21 protein-coding genes and 4 tRNA genes are annotated in these 24477 nt (G+C 35.1%); 1 reads left to right on the top strand and 24 read right to left on the bottom strand.

Features of this window, described 5'->3' with window-relative positions; all coding sequences use genetic code 11:
• Positions 1-26: 26 nt before the first annotated feature.
• The 17 genes from rpoB to ACZIX2_RS09670 all read right to left on the bottom strand — a co-directional run bounded on the left by rpoB (position 27) and on the right by ACZIX2_RS09670 (position 12365).
• Entirely contained in the window at positions 27-3839 is a 3813-nt protein-coding gene (gene rpoB / locus ACZIX2_RS09750; protein ID WP_463339907.1) for a DNA-directed RNA polymerase subunit beta, read from the bottom strand.
• 123 nt (positions 3840-3962) lie between these two features.
• Entirely contained in the window at positions 3963-4334 is a 372-nt protein-coding gene (rplL, locus tag ACZIX2_RS09745; RefSeq protein WP_300977835.1) for a 50S ribosomal protein L7/L12, read from the bottom strand.
• 89 nt (positions 4335-4423) lie between these two features.
• Complete coding sequence (rplJ, locus tag ACZIX2_RS09740; RefSeq protein ID WP_463339906.1) at positions 4424-4924, bottom strand: 50S ribosomal protein L10; 501 nt, start codon at positions 4922-4924, stop codon at positions 4424-4426.
• A 22-nt stretch (positions 4925-4946) separates the two neighbouring features.
• Positions 4947-5636 (bottom strand): 50S ribosomal protein L1, encoded by a 690-nt coding sequence (gene rplA, locus ACZIX2_RS09735; RefSeq protein ID WP_463339905.1) that lies wholly within the window; start codon positions 5634-5636, stop codon positions 4947-4949.
• Positions 5637-5649: 13 nt separating this feature from the next.
• Positions 5650-6087: a 50S ribosomal protein L11 gene (gene rplK, locus ACZIX2_RS09730; protein ID WP_064716536.1), complete on the bottom strand. Its 438-nt coding sequence runs from the start codon at positions 6085-6087 to the stop codon at positions 5650-5652.
• A 65-nt stretch (positions 6088-6152) separates the two neighbouring features.
• Positions 6153-6704 carry a transcription termination/antitermination protein NusG gene (gene nusG / locus ACZIX2_RS09725; protein ID WP_463339904.1) on the bottom strand — a complete coding sequence of 184 codons (552 nt, stop codon included), beginning with the start codon at positions 6702-6704 and terminating at the stop codon, positions 6153-6155.
• A gap of 10 nt (positions 6705-6714) precedes the next feature.
• Entirely contained in the window at positions 6715-6912 is a 198-nt protein-coding gene (gene secE / locus ACZIX2_RS09720) for a preprotein translocase subunit SecE (protein ID WP_463339903.1), read from the bottom strand.
• A gap of 24 nt (positions 6913-6936) precedes the next feature.
• A tRNA-Trp gene (locus tag ACZIX2_RS09715) sits at positions 6937-7007 on the bottom strand.
• 55 nt (positions 7008-7062) lie between these two features.
• The gene (gene tuf, locus ACZIX2_RS09710) at positions 7063-8247 is read right to left on the bottom strand and encodes an elongation factor Tu (RefSeq protein ID WP_463339902.1); all 1185 of its coding nucleotides are present in this window, start codon (positions 8245-8247) and stop codon (positions 7063-7065) included.
• Between the two features lie 51 nt (positions 8248-8298).
• Positions 8299-8370 (bottom strand) — tRNA-Thr (locus ACZIX2_RS09705).
• 66 nt (positions 8371-8436) lie between these two features.
• Positions 8437-8517: transfer RNA gene (locus ACZIX2_RS09700), tRNA-Tyr, on the bottom strand.
• 48 nt (positions 8518-8565) lie between these two features.
• A tRNA-Thr gene (locus ACZIX2_RS09695) sits at positions 8566-8639 on the bottom strand.
• 91 nt (positions 8640-8730) lie between these two features.
• The gene (gene hpf, locus ACZIX2_RS09690) at positions 8731-9033 is read right to left on the bottom strand and encodes a ribosome hibernation-promoting factor, HPF/YfiA family (RefSeq protein ID WP_463339901.1); all 303 of its coding nucleotides are present in this window, start codon (positions 9031-9033) and stop codon (positions 8731-8733) included.
• A gap of 35 nt (positions 9034-9068) precedes the next feature.
• Positions 9069-9968 carry a tyrosine-type recombinase/integrase gene (locus ACZIX2_RS09685; RefSeq protein ID WP_463339900.1) on the bottom strand — a complete coding sequence of 300 codons (900 nt, stop codon included), beginning with the start codon at positions 9966-9968 and terminating at the stop codon, positions 9069-9071.
• A gap of 67 nt (positions 9969-10035) precedes the next feature.
• Positions 10036-10233, bottom strand: a complete 198-nt coding sequence (gene rpsU, locus ACZIX2_RS09680; protein ID WP_463339928.1) for a 30S ribosomal protein S21 — start codon at positions 10231-10233, stop codon at positions 10036-10038.
• A gap of 88 nt (positions 10234-10321) precedes the next feature.
• On the bottom strand, positions 10322-11464 hold the full coding sequence (locus tag ACZIX2_RS09675) for an acyl-CoA dehydrogenase family protein (protein ID WP_463339899.1): 1143 nt from the start codon (positions 11462-11464) through the stop codon (positions 10322-10324).
• Positions 11465-11480: 16 nt separating this feature from the next.
• Positions 11481-12365 (bottom strand): ComEA family DNA-binding protein, encoded by an 885-nt coding sequence (locus tag ACZIX2_RS09670; RefSeq protein WP_463339898.1) that lies wholly within the window; start codon positions 12363-12365, stop codon positions 11481-11483.
• Positions 12366-12556: 191 nt separating this feature from the next.
• On the opposite strand from ACZIX2_RS09670, the gene ACZIX2_RS09665 reads away from it, so the two are divergent.
• Entirely contained in the window at positions 12557-14014 is a 1458-nt protein-coding gene (locus tag ACZIX2_RS09665) for an APC family permease (RefSeq protein WP_463339897.1), read from the top strand.
• A gap of 39 nt (positions 14015-14053) precedes the next feature.
• On the opposite strand, the gene ACZIX2_RS09660 is transcribed toward ACZIX2_RS09665, so the two are convergent.
• From ACZIX2_RS09660 to ACZIX2_RS09630, 7 genes are all read right to left on the bottom strand, one after another.
• On the bottom strand, positions 14054-14281 hold the full coding sequence (locus ACZIX2_RS09660; protein ID WP_463339896.1) for a PspC domain-containing protein: 228 nt from the start codon (positions 14279-14281) through the stop codon (positions 14054-14056).
• Positions 14282-14351: 70 nt separating this feature from the next.
• Complete coding sequence (locus ACZIX2_RS09655) at positions 14352-15638, bottom strand: DUF2851 family protein (protein WP_463339895.1); 1287 nt, start codon at positions 15636-15638, stop codon at positions 14352-14354.
• 59 nt (positions 15639-15697) lie between these two features.
• Positions 15698-16180 (bottom strand): 3'-5' exonuclease, encoded by a 483-nt coding sequence (locus ACZIX2_RS09650; RefSeq protein ID WP_463339894.1) that lies wholly within the window; start codon positions 16178-16180, stop codon positions 15698-15700.
• A gap of 9 nt (positions 16181-16189) precedes the next feature.
• A complete protein-coding gene (locus tag ACZIX2_RS09645; protein WP_463339893.1) occupies positions 16190-17551 on the bottom strand; it encodes a pyridoxal-phosphate dependent enzyme in 1362 nt (453 codons plus the stop codon).
• A gap of 11 nt (positions 17552-17562) precedes the next feature.
• Positions 17563-19509: a putative porin gene (locus ACZIX2_RS09640; RefSeq protein ID WP_463339892.1), complete on the bottom strand. Its 1947-nt coding sequence runs from the start codon at positions 19507-19509 to the stop codon at positions 17563-17565.
• Positions 19510-19654: 145 nt separating this feature from the next.
• The gene (locus ACZIX2_RS09635; protein WP_463339891.1) at positions 19655-21214 is read right to left on the bottom strand and encodes a RagB/SusD family nutrient uptake outer membrane protein; all 1560 of its coding nucleotides are present in this window, start codon (positions 21212-21214) and stop codon (positions 19655-19657) included.
• A 6-nt stretch (positions 21215-21220) separates the two neighbouring features.
• A complete protein-coding gene (locus ACZIX2_RS09630) occupies positions 21221-24325 on the bottom strand; it encodes a SusC/RagA family TonB-linked outer membrane protein (protein WP_463339890.1) in 3105 nt (1034 codons plus the stop codon).
• Positions 24326-24477 lie beyond the last annotated feature (152 nt).

Here is a 24477-nt window from a genome sequence, read left to right as displayed (position 1 = left end):
ACTGACACAATCACTTCCAACTATTATTATTCTTCTAATCTAATGTCAAGTCCAAGACCTTTCAATTCATGCATTAATACATTGAATGATTCTGGCAATCCTGGTTCTGGCATAGATTCACCCTTAACGATAGCTTCGTAAGATTTAGCTCTACCAATAACATCATCTGATTTCACTGTCAAGATTTCACGTAAGGTACTTGAAGCTCCATAAGCCTCTAAAGCCCAAACCTCCATCTCTCCAAAACGTTGTCCTCCAAATTGCGCTTTACCTCCTAAAGGTTGTTGCGTAATCAATGAGTAAGGTCCGATAGAACGAGCGTGCATTTTGTCATCAACCATGTGACCTAACTTCAACATGTAAATAACTCCTACTGTTGCCGCTTGATGGAAACGTTCTCCGGTACCACCATCATAAAGATGGGTGTGTCCAAAACGTGGTACACCCGCTTCGTCAGTTAAGGCATTGATTTGATCCAAAGAAGCACCATCAAAAATTGGAGTAGCAAATTTTCTACCCAAATTCATTCCTGCCCATCCTAATACCGTTTCATAGATTTGTCCAATGTTCATACGTGAAGGTACCCCAAGTGGGTTCAACACGATATCTACAGGAGTACCATCTTCTAAGAAAGGCATATCTTCATGACGAACAATACGAGCCACAATACCTTTGTTACCGTGACGACCCGCCATCTTATCACCTACTTTCAACTTACGTTTCTTAGCGATATATACTTTGGCCAATTTCAAAATTCCTGAAGGCAATTCATCTCCAACAGTGATAGTGAATTTCTCTCTACGTAATGCTCCTTGTAAATCGTTCAATTTAATTTTATAGTTATGAATTAAATCATTAACCATTTTATTTGTAGCTTCATCAGCTACCCATTGACCTTTACTTAAATGAGCAAAATCTTCAACTGCATACAACATTTTTTGAGTGTATTTTTTACCTTTTGGTAAAATTTCTTCACCCAAATCATTCATTACACCTTGTGAAGTTTTTCCATTAACAATCAAAAATAACTTCTCGATTAATTTGTCTTTTAACTCAACAAACTTAACCTCGAACTCCATTTCTAGAGCGCTTAAAGCATCTTTATCTTGAGAACGTTTACGTTTATCTTTTACCGCTCTAGCGAATAATTTTTTATCAAGAACAACTCCATGTAAAGAAGGAGAAGCTTTTAATGAAGCATCTTTCACATCTCCTGCTTTATCACCAAAGATGGCACGCAATAATTTTTCCTCAGGTGTTGGATCAGATTCTCCTTTTGGAGTAATTTTTCCAATCAAAATATCACCAGGTTTTACCTCGGCACCAATTCTGATCATACCATTTTCATCCAAATCTTTGGTTGCTTCCTCAGATACGTTAGGAATATCATTAGTTAACTCCTCGTTACCTAATTTAGTATCTCTAACCTCTAAAGAATAATCATCAATATGAATAGAAGTAAAAATATCATCGCGAACAACTTTTTCAGATATTACAATAGCATCCTCAAAGTTGTACCCTTTCCATGGCATAAACGCTACTTTAAGGTTTCGACCTAACGCCAATTCACCATTTTGAGTAGCATACCCTTCACAAAGTACTTGTCCTAATTTAACTCTATCCCCTTTTCTTACAATTGGTTTTAAGTTAATACTTGTCCCTTGGTTGGTTTTTCTAAACTTAATTAAGTTATATGTTTTCTCATCTGCTTCAAAACTAACCATTCTTTCTTCTTCTGAACGGTCGTATTTAATAGTGATGATATTTGCATCTACATATTCAACAACTCCTTCTCCTTCAGCATTGATTAGTACTCTAGAGTCTGAAGCTACTTGACGCTCTAAACCAGTACCTACAATTGGTGCTTCTGGACGAATCAACGGAACGGCTTGACGCATCATGTTTGATCCCATCAACGCACGGTTCGCATCATCATGCTCCAAGAAAGGAATTAAAGAAGCCGAAATAGAAGCGATTTGATTTGGCGCAACGTCTGCATAATGTACTTGATTAGGCTCAATTACAGGGAAATCTCCTTCTTGTCTAGCAATTACATTTTCTGCAGTAATTTTTCCAGAAGCATCCATTTCAATGTTTGCTTGTGAAATCATCATGCCTTCTTCTTCTTCAGCACTTAAGTAAATTGGGGTAGATTCTAAATCTACAACTCCATTTTCTACCTTACGATAAGGTGTTTCAATGAAGCCCATCCCGTTTACTTTAGCATATACTCCAAGAGAAGAAATCAAACCAATGTTTGGTCCCTCAGGAGTTTCAATTGGGCATAAACGTCCATAATGCGTATAGTGAACGTCACGTACCTCAAACCCGGCTCTCTCTCTAGAAAGACCACCTGGTCCTAGGGCTGATAATCTTCGTTTGTGAGTAATCTCTGCTAATGGATTCGTTTGATCCATAAATTGAGACAACTGATTGGTTCCAAAGAATGAGTTGATAACCGAAGATAATGTTTTAGCATTGATCAAATCAATAGGTGTAAATACCTCATTATCTCTAACGTTCATACGCTCACGAATCGTTCTAGCCATACGCGCAAGTCCAACGCCAAATTGTTGAGACAATTGTTCTCCTACGGTACGTACACGACGATTGGATAAGTGATCGATATCATCAATCTCAGCTTTTGAGTTGATCAATTCAATCAAATATTTAACGATAGTTATGATATCCTCTTTGGTAAGCACTTGCTTTTCCATAGGAGTATCTAAACCTAATTTTTTATTAATTCTGTAACGACCAACTTCACCTAAGTTATAACGTTGATCAGAGAAGAATAATTTATCTATAATGCCACGAGCCGTTTCTTCATCAGGCGGTTCAGCGTTACGCAACTGACGGTAAATGTGCTCTACAGCTTCTTTTTCAGAGTTAGTAGGGTCTTTTTGTAAAGTATTATGAATGATAGAATAATCTACCGCATTATTATCTTCTTTGTGTAATAAAATAGATTTTACATTAGACTCGATAATTTCTTCTACATTATCTTTATCTAAAATTGTATCTCTATCTAAAATAATTTCATTACGCTCAATAGAAACCACTTCTCCTGTATCCTCATCTACGAAATCTTCATGCCATGTATTCAATACACGAGCGGCTAATTTGCGTCCAATATACTTTTTAAGACCAGTCTTTGACACTTTAATTTCCTCAGCAAGATCAAAAATTTCAAGGATATCCTTGTCTCTTTCAAATCCAATTGCACGGAATAAAGTGGTTACAGGTAATTTTTTCTTTCTATCAATATACGCATACATAACGCTATTGATATCTGTTGAAAATTCTATCCATGATCCTTTAAAAGGGATAACACGAGCAGAATATAATTTAGTTCCATTAGCATGGAAGGATTGTCCAAAGAACACACCAGGTGAACGATGTAATTGAGAAACAACAACACGTTCTGCTCCGTTGATTACAAATGTACCACTCGGTGTCATATACGGTATTGTACCAAGGTAAACATCTTGTACAATAGTTTCAAAATCTTCGTGTTCTGGGTCTGTACAGTAAAGTTTTAGTCTAGCTTTTAAAGGCACACTATAAGTAAGTCCTCTTTCTATACATTCTTGAATAGTATAACGTGGTGGATCTACGAAATAATCTAGGAATTCCAATACAAAGTTGTTTCGGGTATCTGTAATTGGAAAGTTTTCCATGAAGGTGTTGTATAAACCTTCGTTGCCTCTTTCGTCAGATTTAGTTTCTAATTGAAAAAAATCTTTAAATGACTTTACTTGAACATCCAAGAAATCTGGATAATCTGGAATGTTTTTAGTAGAGGCAAAATTCAATCTTTCAGTCTGATTTGTTAACATCAATGGACAAAATTTTGATTAAAAAAAAAGTAAAAATATCGTATGAATTTATTATACGAAAAAGGGTTTAGGTCTTTGGAACTTAATCCAAGACCTAAACCTAGTTCTCAAAACTGAGTTTAACTATTTAAGCTCAACTACAGCTCCAGCTTCTTCTAAAGATTTTTTAAGACCTTCAGCCTCTTCTTTAGAAACACCTTCTTTAACGTTGCTAGGAGCGCTATCCACTACATCTTTAGCTTCTTTCAAACCTAAACCTGTAAGTTCTTTTACTAATTTAACAACCGCTAATTTAGAAGCACCTGCATCTTTCAATACAACTGTAAATTCTGTTTGAGCTTCTTCAGCAGCACCTTCACCACCACCAGCAGCAACTACTACAGCTGCAGCAGCTGGTTCGATACCATACTCATCTTTCAAAATTGTTGCTAATTCGTTAACTTCTTTTACAGTTAAATTAACTAATTGTTCTGCGAATTGTTTCAAATCTGCCATTTTTTCTATCGTTTAAAATGATTTGTGTAATATATTAAATTTATTGTGCGCTTAATTAAGCAGCAAGTAATTTATACTTGCTTGAGCTATTATGCTTCTGTCTCTTCGCTGTTAGCAAATTGATTTTGTAAAGCTGAAATAACTCTTTGAGCAGGAGATTGTAATAATCCAATAATTTCTCCAATAAGCTCTTCTTTAGATTTAATTGTTGCTAAGGTATCTAATTGATCATCTCCAATAAAGATTTCAGCATTTATATAAGCCCCTTTCAATAGAGGTTTAGCAGCTTTTTTTCTAAAATCTTTAATGATTTTTCCAGGAGCATTAGCTACATCAGCAATAAAAATTGCACTGTTACCAGTCAAAACTGATGGTAAATCTCCATAATCATTATCAGAAGCTTCCATTGCTTTTGCAAGCAAAGTGTTTTTAACTACCTCTAATTTAATTCCAGCTTTAAAACAAGCTCTTCTCAAGTTTGAAGTGGTTTCTGCGTCTAAACCAGAAATATCAGATACATATACAATATTAGTACCAGCTAACTGTGCAGTTAAATCTTCAATAGCGATTGCTTTTTCTTCTCTAGTCATACTAAAAATTTTTAACTACCAATTATACTGCTTTTGGGTCCAAAGCAATAGCTGGACTCATAGTGCTTGTAAGGTGAATACCTTTAATATAGGTACCTTTAGCAGCAGTTGGCTTAAGTTTGATTAATGTTTGAATAAGTTCGTGTGCATTGTCAAAAATTTGCTCCGCTCCAAAGGATACTTTACCAATTCCTGCATGAACAATCCCAGTTTTATCAACTTTAAAATCGATTTTACCAGCTTTAACTTCTTGAACAGCTTTTGCAACATCCATAGTTACAGTACCTGTTTTAGGGTTTGGCATTAACCCTCTAGGTCCTAAAATACGACCTAATGGACCTAATTTACCCATAACAGCAGGCATTGTAATGATCACATCAACATCTGTCCAACCGTCTTTAATTTTTTGTAAATATTCATCTAGTCCTACATAATCAGCACCTGCTGCAGTAGCTTCGGCTTCTTTATCTGGAGTAACTAATGCTAATACTTTTACGTCTTTACCAGTTCCATGAGGCAATGTTACCACACCTCTCACCATTTGATTCGCTTTTCTTGGATCAACTCCTAAACGAACTGCGATATCAACAGACTCATCAAACTTTGCAGAAGCAACCTCTTTAATTAATGCAGCAGCATCTTTCAAAGAGTATAATTTGTTCTTTTCAATTTTTGAAGCAGCCTCTTTTTGCTTTTTTGTTAATTTTGCCATCTTTTTCTCTTAATTAAAAAGGAGAATCTCCTGATACAGTTATACCCATAGATCTAGCTGTTCCAGCAACCATACTCATAGCAGACTCGATTGTGAATGCATTTAAGTCTGGCATTTTGTCTTCAGCAATAGCTCTAATTTGTTCCCAAGTAACGCTAGCTACTTTTTTACGATTAGGCTCACCTGAACCAGATTTTAGCTTTGCAGCTTCCATTAACTGAACCGCTGCTGGAGGAGTCTTAACAACAAAATCAAATGATTTGTCTTTATACACAGTAATTTGTACTGGGCATATTTTGCCAGGTTTATCTTGTGTTCTAGCATTAAATTGCTTACAGAACTCCATGATATTAACCCCAGCAGCTCCTAAAGCAGGTCCAACCGGTGGCGACGGATTCGCAGCACCTCCCTTAACTTGTAGTTTAACTACCTTACTAATTTCTTTAGCCATTTTTTAAAAAATTTAACACAACTATCATTGGAAGCGACAGTTGTGATTATTATAGTGTAACAAAATTATACTTTTTCTACTTGCATAAAACTCAATTCTAATGGTGTTTTTCTTCCGAAGATTTTCACCATAACTTCGAGTTTTCGCTTTTCTTCGTTGATTTTCTCCACCGTACCATTGAACCCATTGAAAGGTCCATCAATAACTTTGATGGTTTCACCAACTGTAAAAGGTATTGATTGCGTATCAGTACTCACCGTTAACTCATCAACTTTTCCTAACATGCGGTTTACTTCTGACAATCTTAAGGGTACCGGCTCTCCACCTTTAGTTTCACCTAAAAAACCGATAACACTAGTAACTGATTTGATAATATGTGGTATTTCTCCAACCAAGTTCGCTTCTACCATTACATATCCAGGAAAATACACTTTTTCTTTAGTGATTTTTTTTCCATCTTTTACCGTTACCACTTTTTCAGTAGGAACCAATACTTGTGATACATAATCAGACATTCCTAATCTAGAAATTTCTGTCTCGATATACGCTTTAACTTTGTTTTCTTGCCCGCTTACTGCACGAACGACATACCACTTTTTCAAATTATTTTCAGTCATCCCCAGAAATTTACGCTTTCATCATGTTAAAAAATCTCTCTAATGCTTTTGCAAACATTTCATCTACTCCCCATGTTGCTAGAGCGAATAGTACTGAAAAAACAGCAACAACAATTGTTAAACGTTGAACCTCAGCCCATTCTGGCCAAGTAACATTTGACTTTAATTCCTCAAATGCCTCCGAAATGTAATCAACAACTTTTGCCATATAAATATTGTGTATTTTATTTTGCACGGGCGGAGGGATTCGAACCCCCATCAACGGTTTTGGAGACCGCTATTCTACCCTTGAACTACGCCCGTATGAAAGCCAGTAACCAGATTGGCTACCGGCTTTTAAAATATTTTAGTTTAAAAACTATAGGATTTCAGTTACCTGACCAGCTCCAACAGTTCTACCACCTTCACGGATAGCGAAACGTAAACCTACGTTCAATGCGATCTCGCTTAACAATTTAACTTCGATAGTTAAGTTGTCACCAGGCATTACCATCTCTACACCTGCTGGTAATGTAATAATACCAGTTACGTCAGTTGTACGTACGTAGAATTGTGGACGGTAGTTATTGTGGAATGGAGTGTGACGTCCACCTTCTTCTTTTTTCAAGATATACACCTCAGCTTTGAAGTGATCGTGAGGTTTAACAGAACCTGGTTTACAGATTACCATTCCTCTTTTAATATCTTCTTTTTGGATACCTCTTAACAAGATACCTACGTTATCTCCAGCTTCACCTCTATCAAGGATTTTACGGAACATCTCAACTCCAGTAATTGTAGAAGTTAATTTTTCAGCTCCCATACCAATGATTTCAACTGGATCTCCAGTGTTAGCAACACCAGTTTCGATACGACCAGTAGCAACAGTACCACGTCCTGTAATTGAGAATACGTCCTCAACTGGCATCAAGAATGGTTTGTTAACATCTCTTTCTGGCTCTTCAATCCAAGCATCAACAGCTTCCATCAATTCAATAATTTTAGGAACCCATACTGGATCATTATTCAATCCACCTAAAGCAGAACCTTGAATAACTGGACCATTATCTCCATCATACTCATAGAAAGACAACAAGTCTCTGATTTCCATCTCAACTAACTCTAACAACTCAGCATCATCAACCATATCCACTTTGTTCATGAATACAACGATTCTTGGAATACCAACTTGACGACCTAACAAGATGTGCTCACGAGTTTGTGGCATTGGTCCATCAGTAGCAGCAACAACAAGAATAGCACCGTCCATTTGAGCAGCACCAGTAACCATGTTCTTAACGTAATCCGCGTGACCTGGACAGTCTACGTGAGCGTAGTGACGGTTAGAAGTTTCATACTCAACGTGAGAAGTATTAATAGTAATACCTCTTTCTTTTTCTTCTGGAGCATTATCAATTTGATCAAATGATTTTGCTTGACAGTAACCTGCATCAGACAATACTTTAGTAATTGCTGCAGTTAATGTAGTTTTTCCGTGATCTACGTGCCCAATTGTACCAATGTTCAAATGGGGTTTCGTACGGGTAAAATTTTCCTTTGCCATTTTACTTAATTTTTAATCTTAGTTATATATTTATTTCAATTTCCTACTTAGAGCCAATGTCGGGATTTGAACCCGAGACCTCTTCCTTACCAAGGAAGCACTCTACCCCTGAGCTACACCGGCAGAATCCCTGATTAAGAAGTTTAGAGTATCACTACTCACCATCTGTAATCCTTTATTCTATTCTTGTGGGAAGAGCAGGATTCGAACCTGCGAAGGTTACCCAACGGATTTACAGTCCGTCCTCGTTGGCCGCTTGAGTATCTTCCCTACTTTATTATTAAATCGAATTATCAAACCAAACTTGACAAAACCAAGAGCCGGTGGAGGGATTCGAACCCACGACCTGCTGATTACAAATCAGCTGCTCTAGCCAACTGAGCTACACTGGCAATAATTAATAAAAAAGTCCGCTATTTCTAACGGACTGCAAATGTATAGATTTTATCTCTTATTCAAAACATTTTTACAAAAAAAAATAAATTAATTGTGAGATCTTATTTTTTCCTTTCTCTTAACCAGCAATCTTTCTAGTGATTCTGCCGATAAATCGACCGCTTCTTCAAATGTTTTACATTGTTTTTTAACCAAAAAATCATCTCCAGGAACATTAATCTTGACCTCTACTATTTTATTCTCCTTATCACTTGTTTTTTCCACCTTTAAAAAAACATCCGAAGATATTACTTTATCATAGTACTTTTCCAGTTTATCCATACGGGCATGAACAAAATCAACAAGTTTTCGGTCAACATTAAAGTTAACAGCATGAACATTTACCTTCATAATCAAAACATTTTATTGGGTTAAACATTTTGGAATTATTTATTATTTCTAGGATGCGCTTTACCATAGACATGCTTTAATTCTGCCAAACTTGAATTAGTATACACCTGCGTAGAAGCCAAACTAGAATGCCCTAATAATTCCTTAATTGAATTCAAATCTGCTCCATTATCTAACAAATGTGTAGCAAAGGTATGCCGCAGCACATGAGGACTTTTCTTTACCTTTTCGGAGACACTACTAAAGTACGAATTAATTGTTCTGTAGACAAAAGATTGACTTAATTTTAACCCTTTTGAACTCAAAAAAAAATACTCCCTATCTCTTACAATCTCTAAAGTCGCACGCAAATTCAAATACTTCCCAATAGCTTCCATAACACCCGGCAAAAGCGGCACCACTCTTTCTTTCCTTCCTTTACCCAAAACCCTCAACACTCCTTCCTCAACACTAACGTTTTGCAATTTTAATTCTATCAACTCGGTTTTCCGCAGACCCGTAGCATAAAACAGCTCTACCATTAAATAATTCCGAAACTCCTCAAAGCCCTCCCCCGTCTTCTCAACACCCAAACACTGCATCATTTCTTTTTCAGAAAAAGGCACCTGAATGCTTTTCTTTAACTTCAAAGCCCTATGCTTAACCAAAGGATCTTTTTCAATTTGTTTTGTTTTCAACAAAAACTTATAAAATGACTTCAAAGAAGCCACTTTTCGATTTACCGAATTGTTTGTCAATCCCAAATCGACCAAACTTACCAACCAATTACGGACATCTCTATAAACCACACGTTCCAAAACAACTGGAGGGTCTTGAACAAACAAAAACGATTCAAATTCAGACACGTCTTTACAATACGCCTTTTGCGTATGCAGAGAAAAATTCTTCTCCAAAAGAAGATAATCCCGAAATGCTATTATGTTATTTTTTTCCATAAAAAAACCGTTAGAATCAAAGTTAAAGAACTTTGATTACTAACGGTATTTAATTTTTAAAAAGATATTAGATATTCTCTATACTGTCTTTTAATTTTTGGATGTAAGCCGCTTTTTGAATTTTCATTCTATGCGTTACTGAAGGCTTAATAAAAGCTGTACGTGCTCTTAACTGACGAACAGTTCCAGTTTTATCAAATTTTCTTTTATAGCGCTTTAGTGCTCTATCAATATTTTCTCCGTCTTTAATTGGTATAATCAACATAATTTTATCACCTCCTTTCGTTAAGGCTGCAAAAGTATACATTTTTTTTAAACCACACTATACTTTGTTAAAAAAAATCAACACTTGTTTACCCTTTAAGTATTTCTCTTGCAATCACTAACTTTTGAATCTCAGTTGTCCCTTCGCCAATTGTACACAATTTAGAATCTCTGAAAAATTTTTCAACCGGAAAATCTTTGGTATAACCATACCCTCCGTGAATTTGAATTGCCTCAGTAGCCACTTTTACACACATTTCGGAGGCGTACATTTTAGCCATGGCCCCAATTTTAGTTACAGGACGATGCTCATTTTTCATGTAGGCCGCTTTATGTATTAACAATTCTGCAGCTTCTATTTCTGTTGCCATATCAACCAATTTGAACGAAATTGCTTGAAATTGCGATATCGGTTTTCCAAATTGCTGTCTTTCTTTGGAGTACTGCAAAGCTGCATTATACGCCCCTTTGGCAATTCCCAAGGACAAAGCTGCTATAGAAATACGCCCTCCGTCCAAAATTTTCATTGCTTGAACAAATCCTTCTCCAACTTCACCTAATCTATTCGCATCCGGAACACGGCATTGGTTAAAAATCAATTCAGCCGTTTCACTAGCCCGCATACCTAATTTATTCTCTTTTTTTCCCGAGCTAAAACCCTCCATTCCTTTTTCCAAAACAAAAGCAGTCATCCCTCTTGAGTCTCCTTTATCGCCGGTCCTAACAATAACCACTGCTATATCTCCAGAAATAGCATGCGTTATAAAGTTTTTCGAACCATTAATTACCCATGAGTCTCCTTCTTTGACCGCCGTTGTATTCATTCCTCCTGCGTCTGACCCGGTATTATGCTCGGTCAACCCCCAAGCACCTATAAACTGTCCAGTTGCTAACTTTGGCACCCATCTTTTTTTCTGCTCTTCGGTCCCAAACATCACAATATGATTAGTACACAAAGAATTATGCGCCGCTACCGACAATCCTATCGATGGATCAACTTTGGCTAACTCCTCAATAACCGTAACATATTCATGATATCCCAAACCTGCTCCACCATACTCTTGCGGTACCAAAACTCCCATATATCCCATTTGTCCTAATTTCAAAAACAAGTCTTTGGGGAAAATTTGTGCCTCGTCCCATTCCATTACAAATGGTTTGATATGTAAATTGGAAAAATCCCTAATCGTTGGGGCTATCAATTCTTGCATTTCGTTGTTATCAAAATTCATCGCAAAGGAAATTAGGTTAGTACTTCAAATATAAAGCAATTATTTTTGCCTTTTCTACTGGAAAATCTTTAATTTTTATCAAATCATCACTATTCTTGATATCACCATTCATACTTCGGTATATTACTATTTGTCTCGCCAAAGCATACCGGAAATAATAAAACTGTGACAATTCTTTCAAGGAAGCATTATTGATATCTATCAATTTCACCTGAGGCTGAACTTTGACTTCGAAATGTGTCTTTATATTTTCGATTACTTCAGGGCTCAAACCCCAAATATCATTGAGCTGCTCCATCGCAACAAACCCTCCTAACTGCTCTTTATGCTTAAAAATTCTAGCAGCTAAGGCATCGCCTATACCATAAATCTTTTTGATTTCTTCTAAAGTCGCTAAATTAATATCTCCTTTAGAAACCACTTTACGAGTAGCATCATCCCATTTTTTAGACAAAAAAGATGCATGCTCTTTTTTATTATTTACCCATTCTGGAAACTTAAAAAAAGGGGCTATTTTCTGTAACAGTTCATCAGATACCCCTGTTACTTGTTGAAACTCTGAAACAGAATTCACATAACGGTTCGACTTTCTAAAAGCATGCAATTTATCAATTTCCTGAATCGACATCCCTAATTTGTATCCTTTGTAATCTGAAATAAAATTTGGATTGAAGGGTGTCATTTTATATTGACTTACCTGCCCCTTTCCCTTAATTTCATCTATTTCAGCTTGAAGCGAAAGCCAATGCTTGTCTTCAACTAAGAAACTTCTACCAACTATAGTATCAATGTTCCAATAAAACAATTGAAGTACCACAATCAAAACTAACAGCAACAATACTCCATTTCGTTGTCCGTTAGTAAAATTAAGTTTCAATAATAAAGATTTCACAATATTCATGCTATTTCTATTTATAAAAAAACATTAACAAACCTCTAACACAATGCACAACACATCAAAGAAAAGTAATTTTAACTATTAAAATCAATTATATCCATAAAAAAACAAAAAAAGTCACAAATCGAATAAAAATGTTTTTCTTTTTTATAAAAAACAATACATTTGAGACCTAATAACAAAAAATTATAACAATGTCAATTTGGAGAGTTAAACCTGTATCTGCTTTTGAAGCTGATATGAAAAAAAGCGAATTAAAACGAGTTTTAGGAAAGTGGAGCCTTACTGCTATAGGAATTGGAGCCATTATTGGTGGAGGGATTTTCGTTCTCACGGGAACAGGAGCTTACAATCATGCAGGACCAGCTTTAGCCCTTTCTTTTGTTATCGCAGGTATAGCTTGCGTATTCGCTGCACTTTGTTATTCTGAATTTGCTTCAATTCTTCCTGTTGAAGGTTCAGCATATGCTTATGCTTATGGAACAATTGGAGAGATTTTTGCATGGATTATTGGCTGGGGTCTCATTTTAGAATATGCCATGGGATCCATGACGGTTGCCGTATCCTGGTCTGGATATTTTAACAAAATGTTAAAAATGTTTGGCATTCATCTTCCAGAATGGCTCACCACAGATCCGGCAAGTTATGCAGGGGATGGATTTTCTATGAATTTACCTGCATTTCTTATTGTCGTTTTTGTGATTTCACTGTTAATAAAAGGAACTAAAAAAGCTGCAACTGCTAACAATTTCATTGTTATATTAAAAGTATCGGCTGTTATTTTTGTAATTATTGCAGGTGCATTTTTTGTACATATCGAAAACTGGACACCATTCATTCCTGAAGTTCAAACTATTATTGTAGACGACAAACCACATCAAGCTTATGGTATAGGCGGAGTAATCTCTGGAGCTGCTGCAATTTTCTTTGCCTATGTTGGATTTGATGCCGTATCGACACAAGCAGGAGAAGCCATTAACCCTAAAAAAGACGTTCCTTTTGCTATCATTGCCTCATTATTGGTTTGTACTTTATTGTACATTTTAGTATCATTAGTATTAACTGGTATGATCAGTTACCAAGATTTTAACCCACTAGGAAAATATCCTGAAGCAATCAAAGCACCTGTAGCTTATGCTTTTGACATTGCCGGGCAAGCTTGGGCGGGTTACATCATTACAATTGCAGCTACTGTAGGACTAATCTCTGTACTTATGGTAATGATTATGGGACAATCAAGAATTTTTCTTGGAATGTCTAAAGATGGTTTAATTCCTTCTGTATTTTCTAAAATCAATCCAATATCAGGTACACCAAAAAACAACTTAATGATTTTAGGAACATTTATCGCGCTTGTTGCTGCCTTTACTCCTATTAGCAAACTTGCAGAAATGACCAGTTTTGGTACTTTATTTGCCTTTACTATGGTATGTATTGCTGTTTGGATCTTAAGAGTAAAACAACCGGGATTAGAACGTACTTTTAAAGTACCTGCATTACCTGTTATAGCGTTATTAGGTATTGCAATCAACACTTATTTAATGATCAACCTAAGCAAAGACGCTCAATTACTATCCTTGGGATGGTTGGTAATTGGAATTTTGATTTATTACTTATACGGCAAACGAAATTCAAAACTTAATCAAAAATAAAAAACAAAAAGCTCCAGAATCCTGGAGCTTTTTTTATACTTATAAATCAAAAACCGAAGATCTTTTAGCCCGCACTAAATCCTTTAAGCGTATCCAAAAGGCAATAGTCAAATAAAAAGCAAAGCCTAAACCAGCAGTAACAAAGGATAAATAAATAAAAAACAACCGAACATTAGAAACACGCATTCCTAATTTATCTGCTAACCTCGATGACACTTGAAAGCCATACTTTTCAAAAAAAAACTTAAGTGGTACTATTGTTGCCATATCCTATTTTTGGACTGTAAAAATACAAATTATCCTGAATTGCCATTTAAAAACCTCGGGGGTTTGAAAGCTATCCCACAACTTTTGATTTTGTCTCTAACAAATTGGCTCCTATACCACAATCCAAACACTTATTTTGATTACAATACTCGGTTTTGAGCTGTAACAAAGTTTGAGACTCATAGGCATTATTGACACTAACTCCAAAGGAGTTGAACTTTTCTAGCACTGCATTTTTCTCAGCATTCAATGAACTCATTAGAATCAAAAGACTTTCATCGATTTCTTTTCCCAGGTATTTTGCATAGGCAAACTGCATGGGGATTATGGTATTAATAATCAATAAATCTATAAAAGAAGCTGAAAGTTTTTTATGCTTTGCTTTACTAACTTTATCAAATTGATAATGTGTTTCCCAATAAGAAGAAGCGGATTTACTGAAAAATTGGTACAATGATTTTTGGTCAAAATTTTCGATTATTTTACCGAAAACATTCACGTCCTTACTGTATAGATTTGCAAGTTGAGAAAGTCTAATGGTTGCAAAATTATCTGGTCTGTGTTTAAAAAACTGAATTGGGGCAATCTTTGGTGGTTCTATAGAATACTTTTGCAGTAAATAATAATATCGAAATTGCAGATTTTTATAATAATTATCTTCTTTTTCGTTTTCCAACAAACCTCCTAATCCGAAAAACAATGCTTCGAGATTTTCTACTTCGTTGGCTTCTTTACGTATAATTGAAAATGGGATTGCTTCAGCAATTTTAAAAAAAGAATGCCCATTGCTGTTTAAACCAAAATTTTTGGCTAATACTTGAAAAAAAACGGCATCCCAATCATTTCTGGTGGCATCAAGTCGTTCAAATATAAACTGTGTTTTTCGTTCCAAACGTTCAAAAAACAATCGTTCTTGCCAGTTTGCCCATACAAACTCCTCAATATCCTTAATCTGATTTTCGCAGTTTATCCATGACTTTTGCCTCATTAATTGTTGGTAATTATGAAATAAATCTAAAGCGACATAATCTTGAAGAACTAAAACAGGGATTTCATTATTATTTGGGGCAAAGACTGCTACATCATGCTCCCATACTACATGTAATATAACATTATCATAGGCTGAATCTCGTTCGTGATGGTGTAAATACCAGTCTGATGACTTGACATGAATTTCTACATTGCCAGCCCATCTTTGGTTAGCAATAATAATTTGAGCATTAAAAAAATCTGGTCCAGAAGATTCGAGATACCTACCAGGATGTATCACTGTGACACACTCCCCTTCAGTTGTTTTTAATTGAAGAGCATTTAATTTTTGGAATTTCCAGATATAGTGCAAAAAGTTTTCTTTCATTTGTAACACCCCTTAACTCTAAGTAAACTAAGGTATTAAAAAAACAAATAAAAGTAAACTTATCGTAAAAGAAATAACTTGGCACAAGCTCTAGCATCAGAAAGCGCCTCATGATGTTGTAATTCTATCTGCATGATTTTGCAACAATCACTTAATTTTGTGGGTTTAATACCTTTAGCCTTGTAAATTTTCATGGTACATTCCCATTTAGGAGCAATGTATAAATCATTATAATTTAAATTATTGATCGCCATAGATTTGAATAACACATTGCGATCAAAACTTTCGTTATGAGCTACAAGTACTCGATTTTGTATTCTTTGTTGAATTTCCGGAAAAACTTCTAAAAAAGTTTTTGCATATCGAGTATCTTCTGGATAAATACCATGCACTGCAATCGTATAAGGATTGTAATTATTATTAGGCGGTTGAATCAACGAAACGAATTCGTCAACAATTTGGCCATTCTCAACAGTCACAATCCCTACCGAACACGGGTGAAAAGCAGTAGCTGTTTCAAAATCAATTGCAGTAAAAGTCATACGTTCATTTTACTTTATAGAACCTATAATATCATATTTAGTAATGATATGATGTTTCCCGTTTCCTAAATCAATCAATACCGCAGCATTTTCTCTTGTAAACAATTTAGAAACCTCTTCTATAGGTGTTCCTAGAAGCACAATTGGAAAGGGAGCCCCCATAATTTCACGCAATGGACGTTCCGCTGAGTTCTTATCATTTACATAACTCTGAAACAATAAAGATTCGTCTACAGAACCTACAAAACCGTTTACATCCACCACTGGAATTTGAGAGATTTTATAGTTACGCATGCGCTCAATAGCATGAGAAACCAACTCTTCTGTTCTGGCAATAATCAAAGGTTTGTCTATATGATCTTTGATTACGTCTTCAGCTTTGGTAATCTCGTCATCCAAAAATCCTCTTTCACGCATCCAATCATCGTTAAACATTTTACCAACATATCTACTTCCAGAATCATGAAATAATACTACAACAACATCATCTGGTTTAAAGTGTTCTTTGAGTTGTAACAACCCTTTTAAAGCTGCGCCTGCAGAGTTCCCAACAAAAATCCCTTCCTCCAAAGCGATTTTTCGGGTGTACACCGCAGCATCTTTATCGGTCACCTTGGTAAAACCATCAATTAAAGAAAAGTCAACATTTTTTGGTAAAATATCTTCGCCAATGCCTTCGGTGATATACGAATAAATTTCATTTTCATCAAAAATACCCGTTTCATGATATTTTTTAAAAACAGAACCGTAAGTATCTATTCCCCAAATTTTAATATTTGGATTTTTCTCTTTCAAATATTTGGCCACCCCAGAAATGGTACCACCAGTACCTACACCAACAACGAAATGAGTAATTTTCCCATCGGTTTGTTCCCAAATTTCTGGGCCTGTTTGCTCATAATGTGCTAAGGCATTTGATGGATTATCATATTGATTCACATACCATGAATTAGGCGTTTCTTCGGCTAGGCGCTTAGAAACAGAATAATAGGAACGTGGGTCGGTAGGTTCAACATCGGTTGGACAAACTACTACTTTGGCGCCCACAGCTCTAAGTATATCCATTTTCTCTTTGGATTGCTTATCAGAAATAACACAAATTAACTTGTACCCTTTAATGATCGCTACTAGTGCCAATCCCATACCAGTATTACCTGAAGTTCCTTCAATGATTGTACCGCCAGGTTGCAAACGACCATCTGCTTCGGCATCTTCTATCATTTTTATGGCCATACGATCTTTAACGGAATTCCCTGGGTTAAATGTCTCCACTTTCGCCAAAACCAAAGCTGGAATACCTGCCACAATCTTATTTAATTTAACTAATGGTGTATTGCCTATTGTGCCTAAAATATTCTCTGAGTAGTTCATAATTGTTACTATTAATTGAAAAAATTCCAAATTAAACCAAAGCGAAATGTAAAATCGCGGTAAGGCGTATTTGGTGCTGAAAAATAATTATTGGGTGAAAACAAAGCATTAAAATGTTCTGCTTTTAAATAGATACGTGTTCTTTGTATTTTGGCGTTGATAAAGAAATCAAGTAATGGAAAATTTCCGATTTTTTTATTCGTTTGAACAAAAAAGTCGCCAACAACAGGGTTATAATCATTGGCATAAAAAGAAGAAAAATAATTAAATACAAATCCCGTTTGCAAAAAAAGTGCTTTGTTCTTAAAAAATGAATCCGAAAAATAAATGGCATTTCGAAGCATCAAATCTGGAACATTTAAAACCGGCTGATTTTGATTAACCTTTTGAAAAAGCACCGTATTATCCAAACCAAATTTCCCGAAAGTAAATTCTCTTGAAGCTTTTATAGAAAAATAATTTATTGTCTGATCAAATTGTTTGGGGGACACTATCTGTTGGCGTAAAATTTGTTGACCACTTGTTGTGACATCAGAAAAATACAAATAATCGTTGATAACAGAATATTGTGCATCGATTGAAGCCCATTTTGTGGCAGCGTTTACAATAAAACTATTGGTTTTCTCGTTTTTAAAATCATTTGACCAGTTATAATTAACATAACTGGATTGATATAAATTAAAGTTGTTATTAGGTAATTTGTTTTTACTTTGGTAGCGCAATGTAAACTGATTTTCATCGTCTAATTCATAGACAACTTTAGCTTCTAAATCAGATAAAGATTGATTGGTAAGTGATCGGGCATACTGCAATTTTGCTTGCCACTTTTCTTTTGAATAATTGTATTGTCCTCCAAAACTGTTAATATTGTATTTGAGTGCACTTGGAATTACTCCCGAATTCAAAATTAAGATTTGATTATAATAAAAATTACTTCTAAAGTCATCTACAAAGAAATGAAAACGCCCTAATGTGGTATTTTCATAGACTAATCCAGCTTTATTATACATGGTATTGTAACGGGTTTGATCATTAATCCCTGAACTTATATAGGATTCACCAAACCGATTCACCAATGTACTTCCTACAAATGAAGAAACGGTAGCTTGATTGTATTCAAAAAATTTGTTCTCATAATTGAATTGATGCGTTAACAACAGGTTGTTTGCCCCTTTGGTTGGGTTTATTCGAAATTCATGATCCAAAAATATTCTACGTCCTTTTAAAAAGGATTTGGCATCCGTAAAAAAAACCTCAAGTCTTGCCCTATTGTCATAATTTGGATTTTCTCCTTCAAAATCCGAAAGCGTCGTTATTCCGCCATTTTCTCCGTTTAAAATATCTTGATAAGTATAATGCGCATTGGCGATGTATCTAAAATCTTTGCTATGATAGCTTGTTGTAAATCTAAAATTCCCAGTACTCGACAATTGATTAATATACCTTCCCAAGGAACGCAAACCTCGATAAGCAACAGAAAAATTCAAGTTTGGATTAACATTTACAGTAAAATAGGAATCCACAGATTGACCTTGTTCAATAGTCGTTTTAAAAAAGAGTTCTGTTACAGGCGTTGCCACAGAGGCATAACGAATTTGATTGGCTTCTAAAAAGTTAAAATGCTTGGCTTTAAATCCCATTTCAGGTAAAACAGTATGCGACACTAAACTATAATCAAGCGTGTTAAAAGGTTGTCCTTCATTAGGAAAAAGCAACAATCCAAAGTTGTCTTTGCGAAGAAAATTATGAGAATACTCTTTTCGAATGGTTAATGAAGTATCAATATAGGTCGTGTCTTTTTCAAGTGATATTATGCGATACAAATCAATGGTAGCCACTTTTGTCTTAGAGGTATCTTTTTCAACAGTTCTTTCTAATTGTGCAGGGCTTCTCCTTGGGGATTGAGAAAGTAATATAGATGGAAAAAGTAAAATAAAAAAAAGGATGGACGCTCTCATTGATTATTAGAAATAAACAGTCATTCAAAAGGCAAAGGTAAATTAATAATGTTTAAAAACGAAAACTATTAAAGATAGGAAAACATAAAAAAAACCGTCTCAATTATATGAGACGGTTTTAAATTTAAATTAAACAAACACTTTACTACCAGCCAGGATTTTGTTGAGCGGCTAAAGTTGGATTGTTATTTGTTTCCAAAAGTGGAATAGGCCATAAAATTCTAAAATTAGAACTTGGAATTGCTTGCTCTCCAAAAGGACCAGCGAATGGAGTTCCTAAAGTAAACATAGATGCAGTAACCGCTCCATTACCAACTTTTGCAGGGATTCCGTCAATAGGTGCAATATCGTCATTTTGTAAACGATGAATATCAGACCATCTTCTTCCTTCCATTAAAAACTCAATTCTTCTCTCTTTTAGTATAGCTTTTACTAAGTCTGCTGCAGTTGCAAAAGACGTAGCTGTATAAGCTTGAGTTGCAGGGTTAGCAAGAGCTCTGTTTCTTACACTATTTAACAAAGTTAAAGCTCTAGTTAAATCTGGCGAAGATTTTCTAGCTAAAGCTTCAGCCATATTCAAAACAACTTCAGCGTAACGAATTACTGGTGCTGCATCAGATAATCCAGTTCCATCTTTGTATTTATTTGTGTATTTGATACCAGCTACTGTTTCTACCATAGAACCTTCCGCTCTACGTTTATCATCAGCTAACCAGCTTGGATCTCTCCAAATGATTGGACTAATACAAACTAATCTTCTAGTTTTGTATTGAGAAGGCAGAGCACCATTTGGTCCTGGATTTTGTCCAGAAGCTTTACCATGTTTTATAGAAAAGATAGACTCTGAATTAGATAAGTTTGTATCTGTATTGAAAGGTCCATCAGGTTGAGCCGTTAGAGCTATACCTGTTAAAGTTTTAGATCCTTCAGCAATTACTTTATCCCAATTTCTTTGGTGCAAATACACTCTTGTTTTGAAAGCGATAGCTGCATTTTTAGTAGCTAAACTTTTATCTGAAGTTTGACTAATTTTAGCTTCGGCTTCATCCAAATCAGCTAAAACTTTAGAATAACACTCAGCAACAGTATTTCTACCTTTTGTTAAATCAGCATCAACTTCAGCTTGAGTATCAATTCCAACTTCTCTGTATGGAATACCTGGATGATTTGCCGTTGCAGTGAAATTATAAGGTCTTGCAAAATAAGTTAGCAATTCGAAGTGTGTAATTGCTCTTAAAAATTTAGCTTGCCCAATATAATCGTCTCCAACTGCTTGAGTAATTACACCATTAGCAACGGCTTTGGTTACCCCTTCAATTACTAAGTTACAACGATTAATCAAACGGTATCCATCTACCCAATAATACACATTATTTGCAGTACTTTGATCAGACGTAGCTTGATAAGTAAATTGATAGAACGCAGCAATATTTACTACATCTTCACCTCTGTTATCTCCTTGTTGAACAAAAGCTGCCCCCCATAAATACCCTCTTCCTCCGTTAGGATCTGTAGTGTTGTATTGCCCTAATTGGGCTGCATTATACATTCCAGCTACTGATAGCTTAATCAATGAAGGAGTAGAATACGAAACTTCATTTGAAATATTATTTACTGGAGACAAATCCAACAATTTATCTTCATCACAGGAATGCATTAAAAATGCCAATAACAGTACGCTTGTTAGTTTTATATATTTTTTCATAATTTTTTACAAGTTAACATTAATACCCACTGAGAACACTTTGGCACGTGGTGTACCATTTAAATCTACACCAAATGTTTCCATCTCAGGATTAATCCCTTTGTAATCAGTAATAATCAATAAATTTTGAGCTTGAAGATAAACTCTGAATTTTTCTAATTTCAATCTATCAATCACAGATTTTGGGAAACTATAACCTAAAGAAACATTATCTAAACTGATGAAATCACCATCTTCAACAAATCTTGTACTAGCAGCACTTGCTAAATTGATAAAGTTACCTCTTGCAGCCCACAATCTTGGAGTAACCCCGTCTCCAGGATTGTCCACACTTTGCCATCTGCCTAAAATTTCAGTACTGTTATTGTTCAAATCTTGGTTTAAAAGATCTCTTCTTGTAGAGTTGAATACTTTATTTCCTCCACTAAAACGAACTAAAAATGTAAAATCAAGATTTTTATAATTCATTGTAGAACTTACCCCTCCAAAATATGTTGGCAAAGTATTTCCTAAAATTTTTCTATCCGTTAAAGCTAAAGAAGAAGGTGTAGAAACATTAGTTGGATTTGCAGGATCAAACGCTACATAGGTTTGAGTTGCAATGTTGCCTTGTACTAATGAACCATCAGCTTTAACATAAACAGGGTTTCCGTTTGAAGGGTTCACACCCCAATATTGAAATCCAAACAATGCATTTGGAGACTCCCCTTTTCTGATAATAATGTTTGGGTTAATGTTAATGTCAGAAGAAGATCCACCAACAATATCAGCATTATTACTAGGCAATGAAGTTACGATACTTTTTTGTAACGTTAAATTAGCATTAACATTCCAGTTGAAGTTTTCGGTATTGATTACATTAGCTTCAACCCCAAATTCCAAACCTGTATTACGCATTGCTCCAATATTTTTAGCAATTCTATTATTAGGCACACCTAAAGAAGGCGCTACAGGAACATTTAAAATCATTCCATCAATATCATTTCTGAAATAATCAAATGTAAGTTTGATTTTGTTGTTCAACAATCCTAAATCAGCACCAAAATCAAGTTTTTTACTTGCTTCCCAACGTAATTCATCATTACCAAATTGCGTATATCCAATACCGTTTGTAGTAGCATACTGAGAAGCTGAAGTTAATCCTAAGTAAGGGAAGTTACCAATCTCGGTATTACCTACTTCAGAATAAGAAGCTCTTAATTTCAAATCAGAAACATATTCTTTAATTCCAGACATGAACTCTTCATTAGACACTGTCCAACCTCCAGAATAACCTGTAAAGTTGTTCCATCTAGTTTTTGGACCTAATTTTGAAATACCATCACGTCTGATAGATCCTTGTAAGAAATACTTTTGCTTATAGTTATAAGAAAGCCTTCCAATATATGAGATAATTGAATTTAAACCGATACCTCCAGTAATAGCTTGTACTCCAGAACCACCTGTTACGATATTTTGATTGTAAAAATTATCCGCTAAATCTGTTCCAATAGCTTCAAAAAATTGATTTTTCTCTTTTTGATATTCAGCTACAGCAGTTGCTGAAACATTGTGATCCTCTGCAAATGTTTTGTTGTACGAAAGGATGTTTTGAAGATTCCATCTCAAAGAATTTGAATTACTGTTTTGAGCTCTACCATTTGTAGATCTTCCATCTCCATGAAGAGGATCCCAGTATAAAAACCCACCAGTAATAGCATTATCAGCACTTGCTTGAAATCTATAGTTCAAGTCTTTAGTGATATCTAAAGCTGCAAAAGTGTTGATTAAAATCCTTTGAATATTTGAATTTTGAATATTTTTATCAAGTGCATAAACCACATTAGTCAATTGTGAACCAACTGGTTGTAAATTATCCCATTGACCAACTTGGTTTAAAGCAATATTAATATTATACCCTGTTGGATTTTTTGGATCATAAATTGGAATATTTGGTAACTGACGTATAGCGTTGAAAATATTACCTGAAATAGAATTTCTTCCAGTATTTAAACCAGAATAATCCGTTTTCGTTAAAGCAACATTACCACCAAAAGACAATTTATCGTTTACTTTATGCTCTATATTTGTTCTAAAGCTGTAACGAGCCATTTCGTTCGATTTAGCGATACCATCTTGATCAGTATATCCAAGAGACAAGAAGTATTTAGTTTTTTCGTTACCTCCACTTACAGATAAATTATGATCAACTTGTACAGCACCATCTCTTAACACTGCACGTTGCCAGTCAGTATTGTAAGCATTACCAGCTGCCCAAATTGGTTGCGCTCCATTAGTTCTTTTTTCATTCGCAATAGTTAAAAACTGAGATGTGTTTAACAAATCAAATGTTTTAATCGGAGATGCAAAACCAACAACTGAACTAAAACTTACTTTAGCATTTCCAGCTTTACCTTTTTTGGTTGTAATTAAAATTACTCCATTTGCCGCTCTAGAACCATAAATAGCTGTAGCCGCACCATCTTTTAAAACTTCAAAAGATTCAATATCATTTGGATTGATATCTCCAAGACCATTGGCGTTTGCATAACCACCAACATCTCCAGAATAAATTGGCATACCATCTACAATGTACAATGGAGAAGTACCTGAAGAAATCGAAGCAACTCCACGAATTCTAACTACAGGCGCTTGTCCAATAATCCCTGTAGGCGCAGTTACTTGCACCCCAGTAGAACGTCCACCAAGTAAACTTTCGAAACTAGGAGAAACAAGTCCTTTGATCGCGTCTCCTTTTATCTGAGAAATAGCACCCGTTACATCTTTTTTCTTTTGAGTTCCGTAACCGATAACCACAACCTCTTCTAAATTTTGCGCATCATCACTTTTTAATTTAACATCAATAGTAGTCGAAGCTCCTACTGTTTTTCTTTCAGTATTCATTCCTAAAAATGAAAACACAAGAACATCACCTTGTTTTGCTTTGATAGCATAGGTTCCATCAAATCCGGTTTGTACTCCAGTTTTGGAACCACTAATTACCACGTTTACTCCTGGTAACACTCCAGTTTCATCAGTAACTGTACCTGTAATAGTTTTCTCTTGTGCGAAAACTAACTGCATGGACATAGCCACAAGCAAAGAAAAAATCCATTTGAATTTTGATCTCATATTATTTTTATTTGAATTAGTTGTGACAAAAATCATAATTAATTCTTAATTCACAAAAAAAACGCAGACATATTTGCTAACGAAGTATTAACTCAATCGCTACACAATTGTTAAATAAATACTCAATCATTCCTTTTTTCTATATATAATTT

Source organism: Flavobacterium riviphilum, assembly GCF_055231795.1.
This window is presented reverse-complemented; position numbering and strand designations above follow the sequence as displayed.

Bases quoted from the DNA above. Each gene is read 5' to 3' on its own strand.
- rpoB (WP_463339907.1), bottom strand. From the start codon at position 3,839: ATGTTAACAAATCAGACTGAAAGATTGAATTTTGCCTCTACTAAAAAC.
- rplL (WP_300977835.1), bottom strand. From the start codon at position 4,334: ATGGCAGATTTGAAACAATTCGCAGAACAATTAGTTAATTTAACTGTA.
- rplJ (WP_463339906.1), bottom strand. From the start codon at position 4,924: ATGACTAGAGAAGAAAAAGCAATCGCTATTGAAGATTTAACTGCACAG.
- rplA (WP_463339905.1), bottom strand. From the start codon at position 5,636: ATGGCAAAATTAACAAAAAAGCAAAAAGAGGCTGCTTCAAAAATTGAA.
- rplK (WP_064716536.1), bottom strand. From the start codon at position 6,087: ATGGCTAAAGAAATTAGTAAGGTAGTTAAACTACAAGTTAAGGGAGGT.
- nusG (WP_463339904.1), bottom strand. From the start codon at position 6,704: ATGACTGAAAATAATTTGAAAAAGTGGTATGTCGTTCGTGCAGTAAGC.
- secE (WP_463339903.1), bottom strand. From the start codon at position 6,912: ATGGCAAAAGTTGTTGATTACATTTCGGAGGCATTTGAGGAATTAAAG.
- tuf (WP_463339902.1), bottom strand. From the start codon at position 8,247: ATGGCAAAGGAAAATTTTACCCGTACGAAACCCCATTTGAACATTGGT.
- hpf (WP_463339901.1), bottom strand. From the start codon at position 9,033: ATGAAGGTAAATGTTCATGCTGTTAACTTTAATGTTGACCGAAAACTT.
- ACZIX2_RS09685 (WP_463339900.1), bottom strand. From the start codon at position 9,968: ATGGAAAAAAATAACATAATAGCATTTCGGGATTATCTTCTTTTGGAG.
- rpsU (WP_463339928.1), bottom strand. From the start codon at position 10,233: ATGTTGATTATACCAATTAAAGACGGAGAAAATATTGATAGAGCACTA.
- ACZIX2_RS09675 (WP_463339899.1), bottom strand. From the start codon at position 11,464: ATGAATTTTGATAACAACGAAATGCAAGAATTGATAGCCCCAACGATT.
- ACZIX2_RS09670 (WP_463339898.1), bottom strand. From the start codon at position 12,365: ATGAATATTGTGAAATCTTTATTATTGAAACTTAATTTTACTAACGGA.
- ACZIX2_RS09665 (WP_463339897.1), top strand. From the start codon at position 12,557: ATGTCAATTTGGAGAGTTAAACCTGTATCTGCTTTTGAAGCTGATATG.
- ACZIX2_RS09660 (WP_463339896.1), bottom strand. From the start codon at position 14,281: ATGGCAACAATAGTACCACTTAAGTTTTTTTTTGAAAAGTATGGCTTT.
- ACZIX2_RS09655 (WP_463339895.1), bottom strand. From the start codon at position 15,638: ATGAAAGAAAACTTTTTGCACTATATCTGGAAATTCCAAAAATTAAAT.
- ACZIX2_RS09650 (WP_463339894.1), bottom strand. From the start codon at position 16,180: ATGACTTTTACTGCAATTGATTTTGAAACAGCTACTGCTTTTCACCCG.
- ACZIX2_RS09645 (WP_463339893.1), bottom strand. From the start codon at position 17,551: ATGAACTACTCAGAGAATATTTTAGGCACAATAGGCAATACACCATTA.
- ACZIX2_RS09640 (WP_463339892.1), bottom strand. From the start codon at position 19,509: ATGAGAGCGTCCATCCTTTTTTTTATTTTACTTTTTCCATCTATATTA.
- ACZIX2_RS09635 (WP_463339891.1), bottom strand. From the start codon at position 21,214: ATGAAAAAATATATAAAACTAACAAGCGTACTGTTATTGGCATTTTTA.
- ACZIX2_RS09630 (WP_463339890.1), bottom strand. From the start codon at position 24,325: ATGAGATCAAAATTCAAATGGATTTTTTCTTTGCTTGTGGCTATGTCC.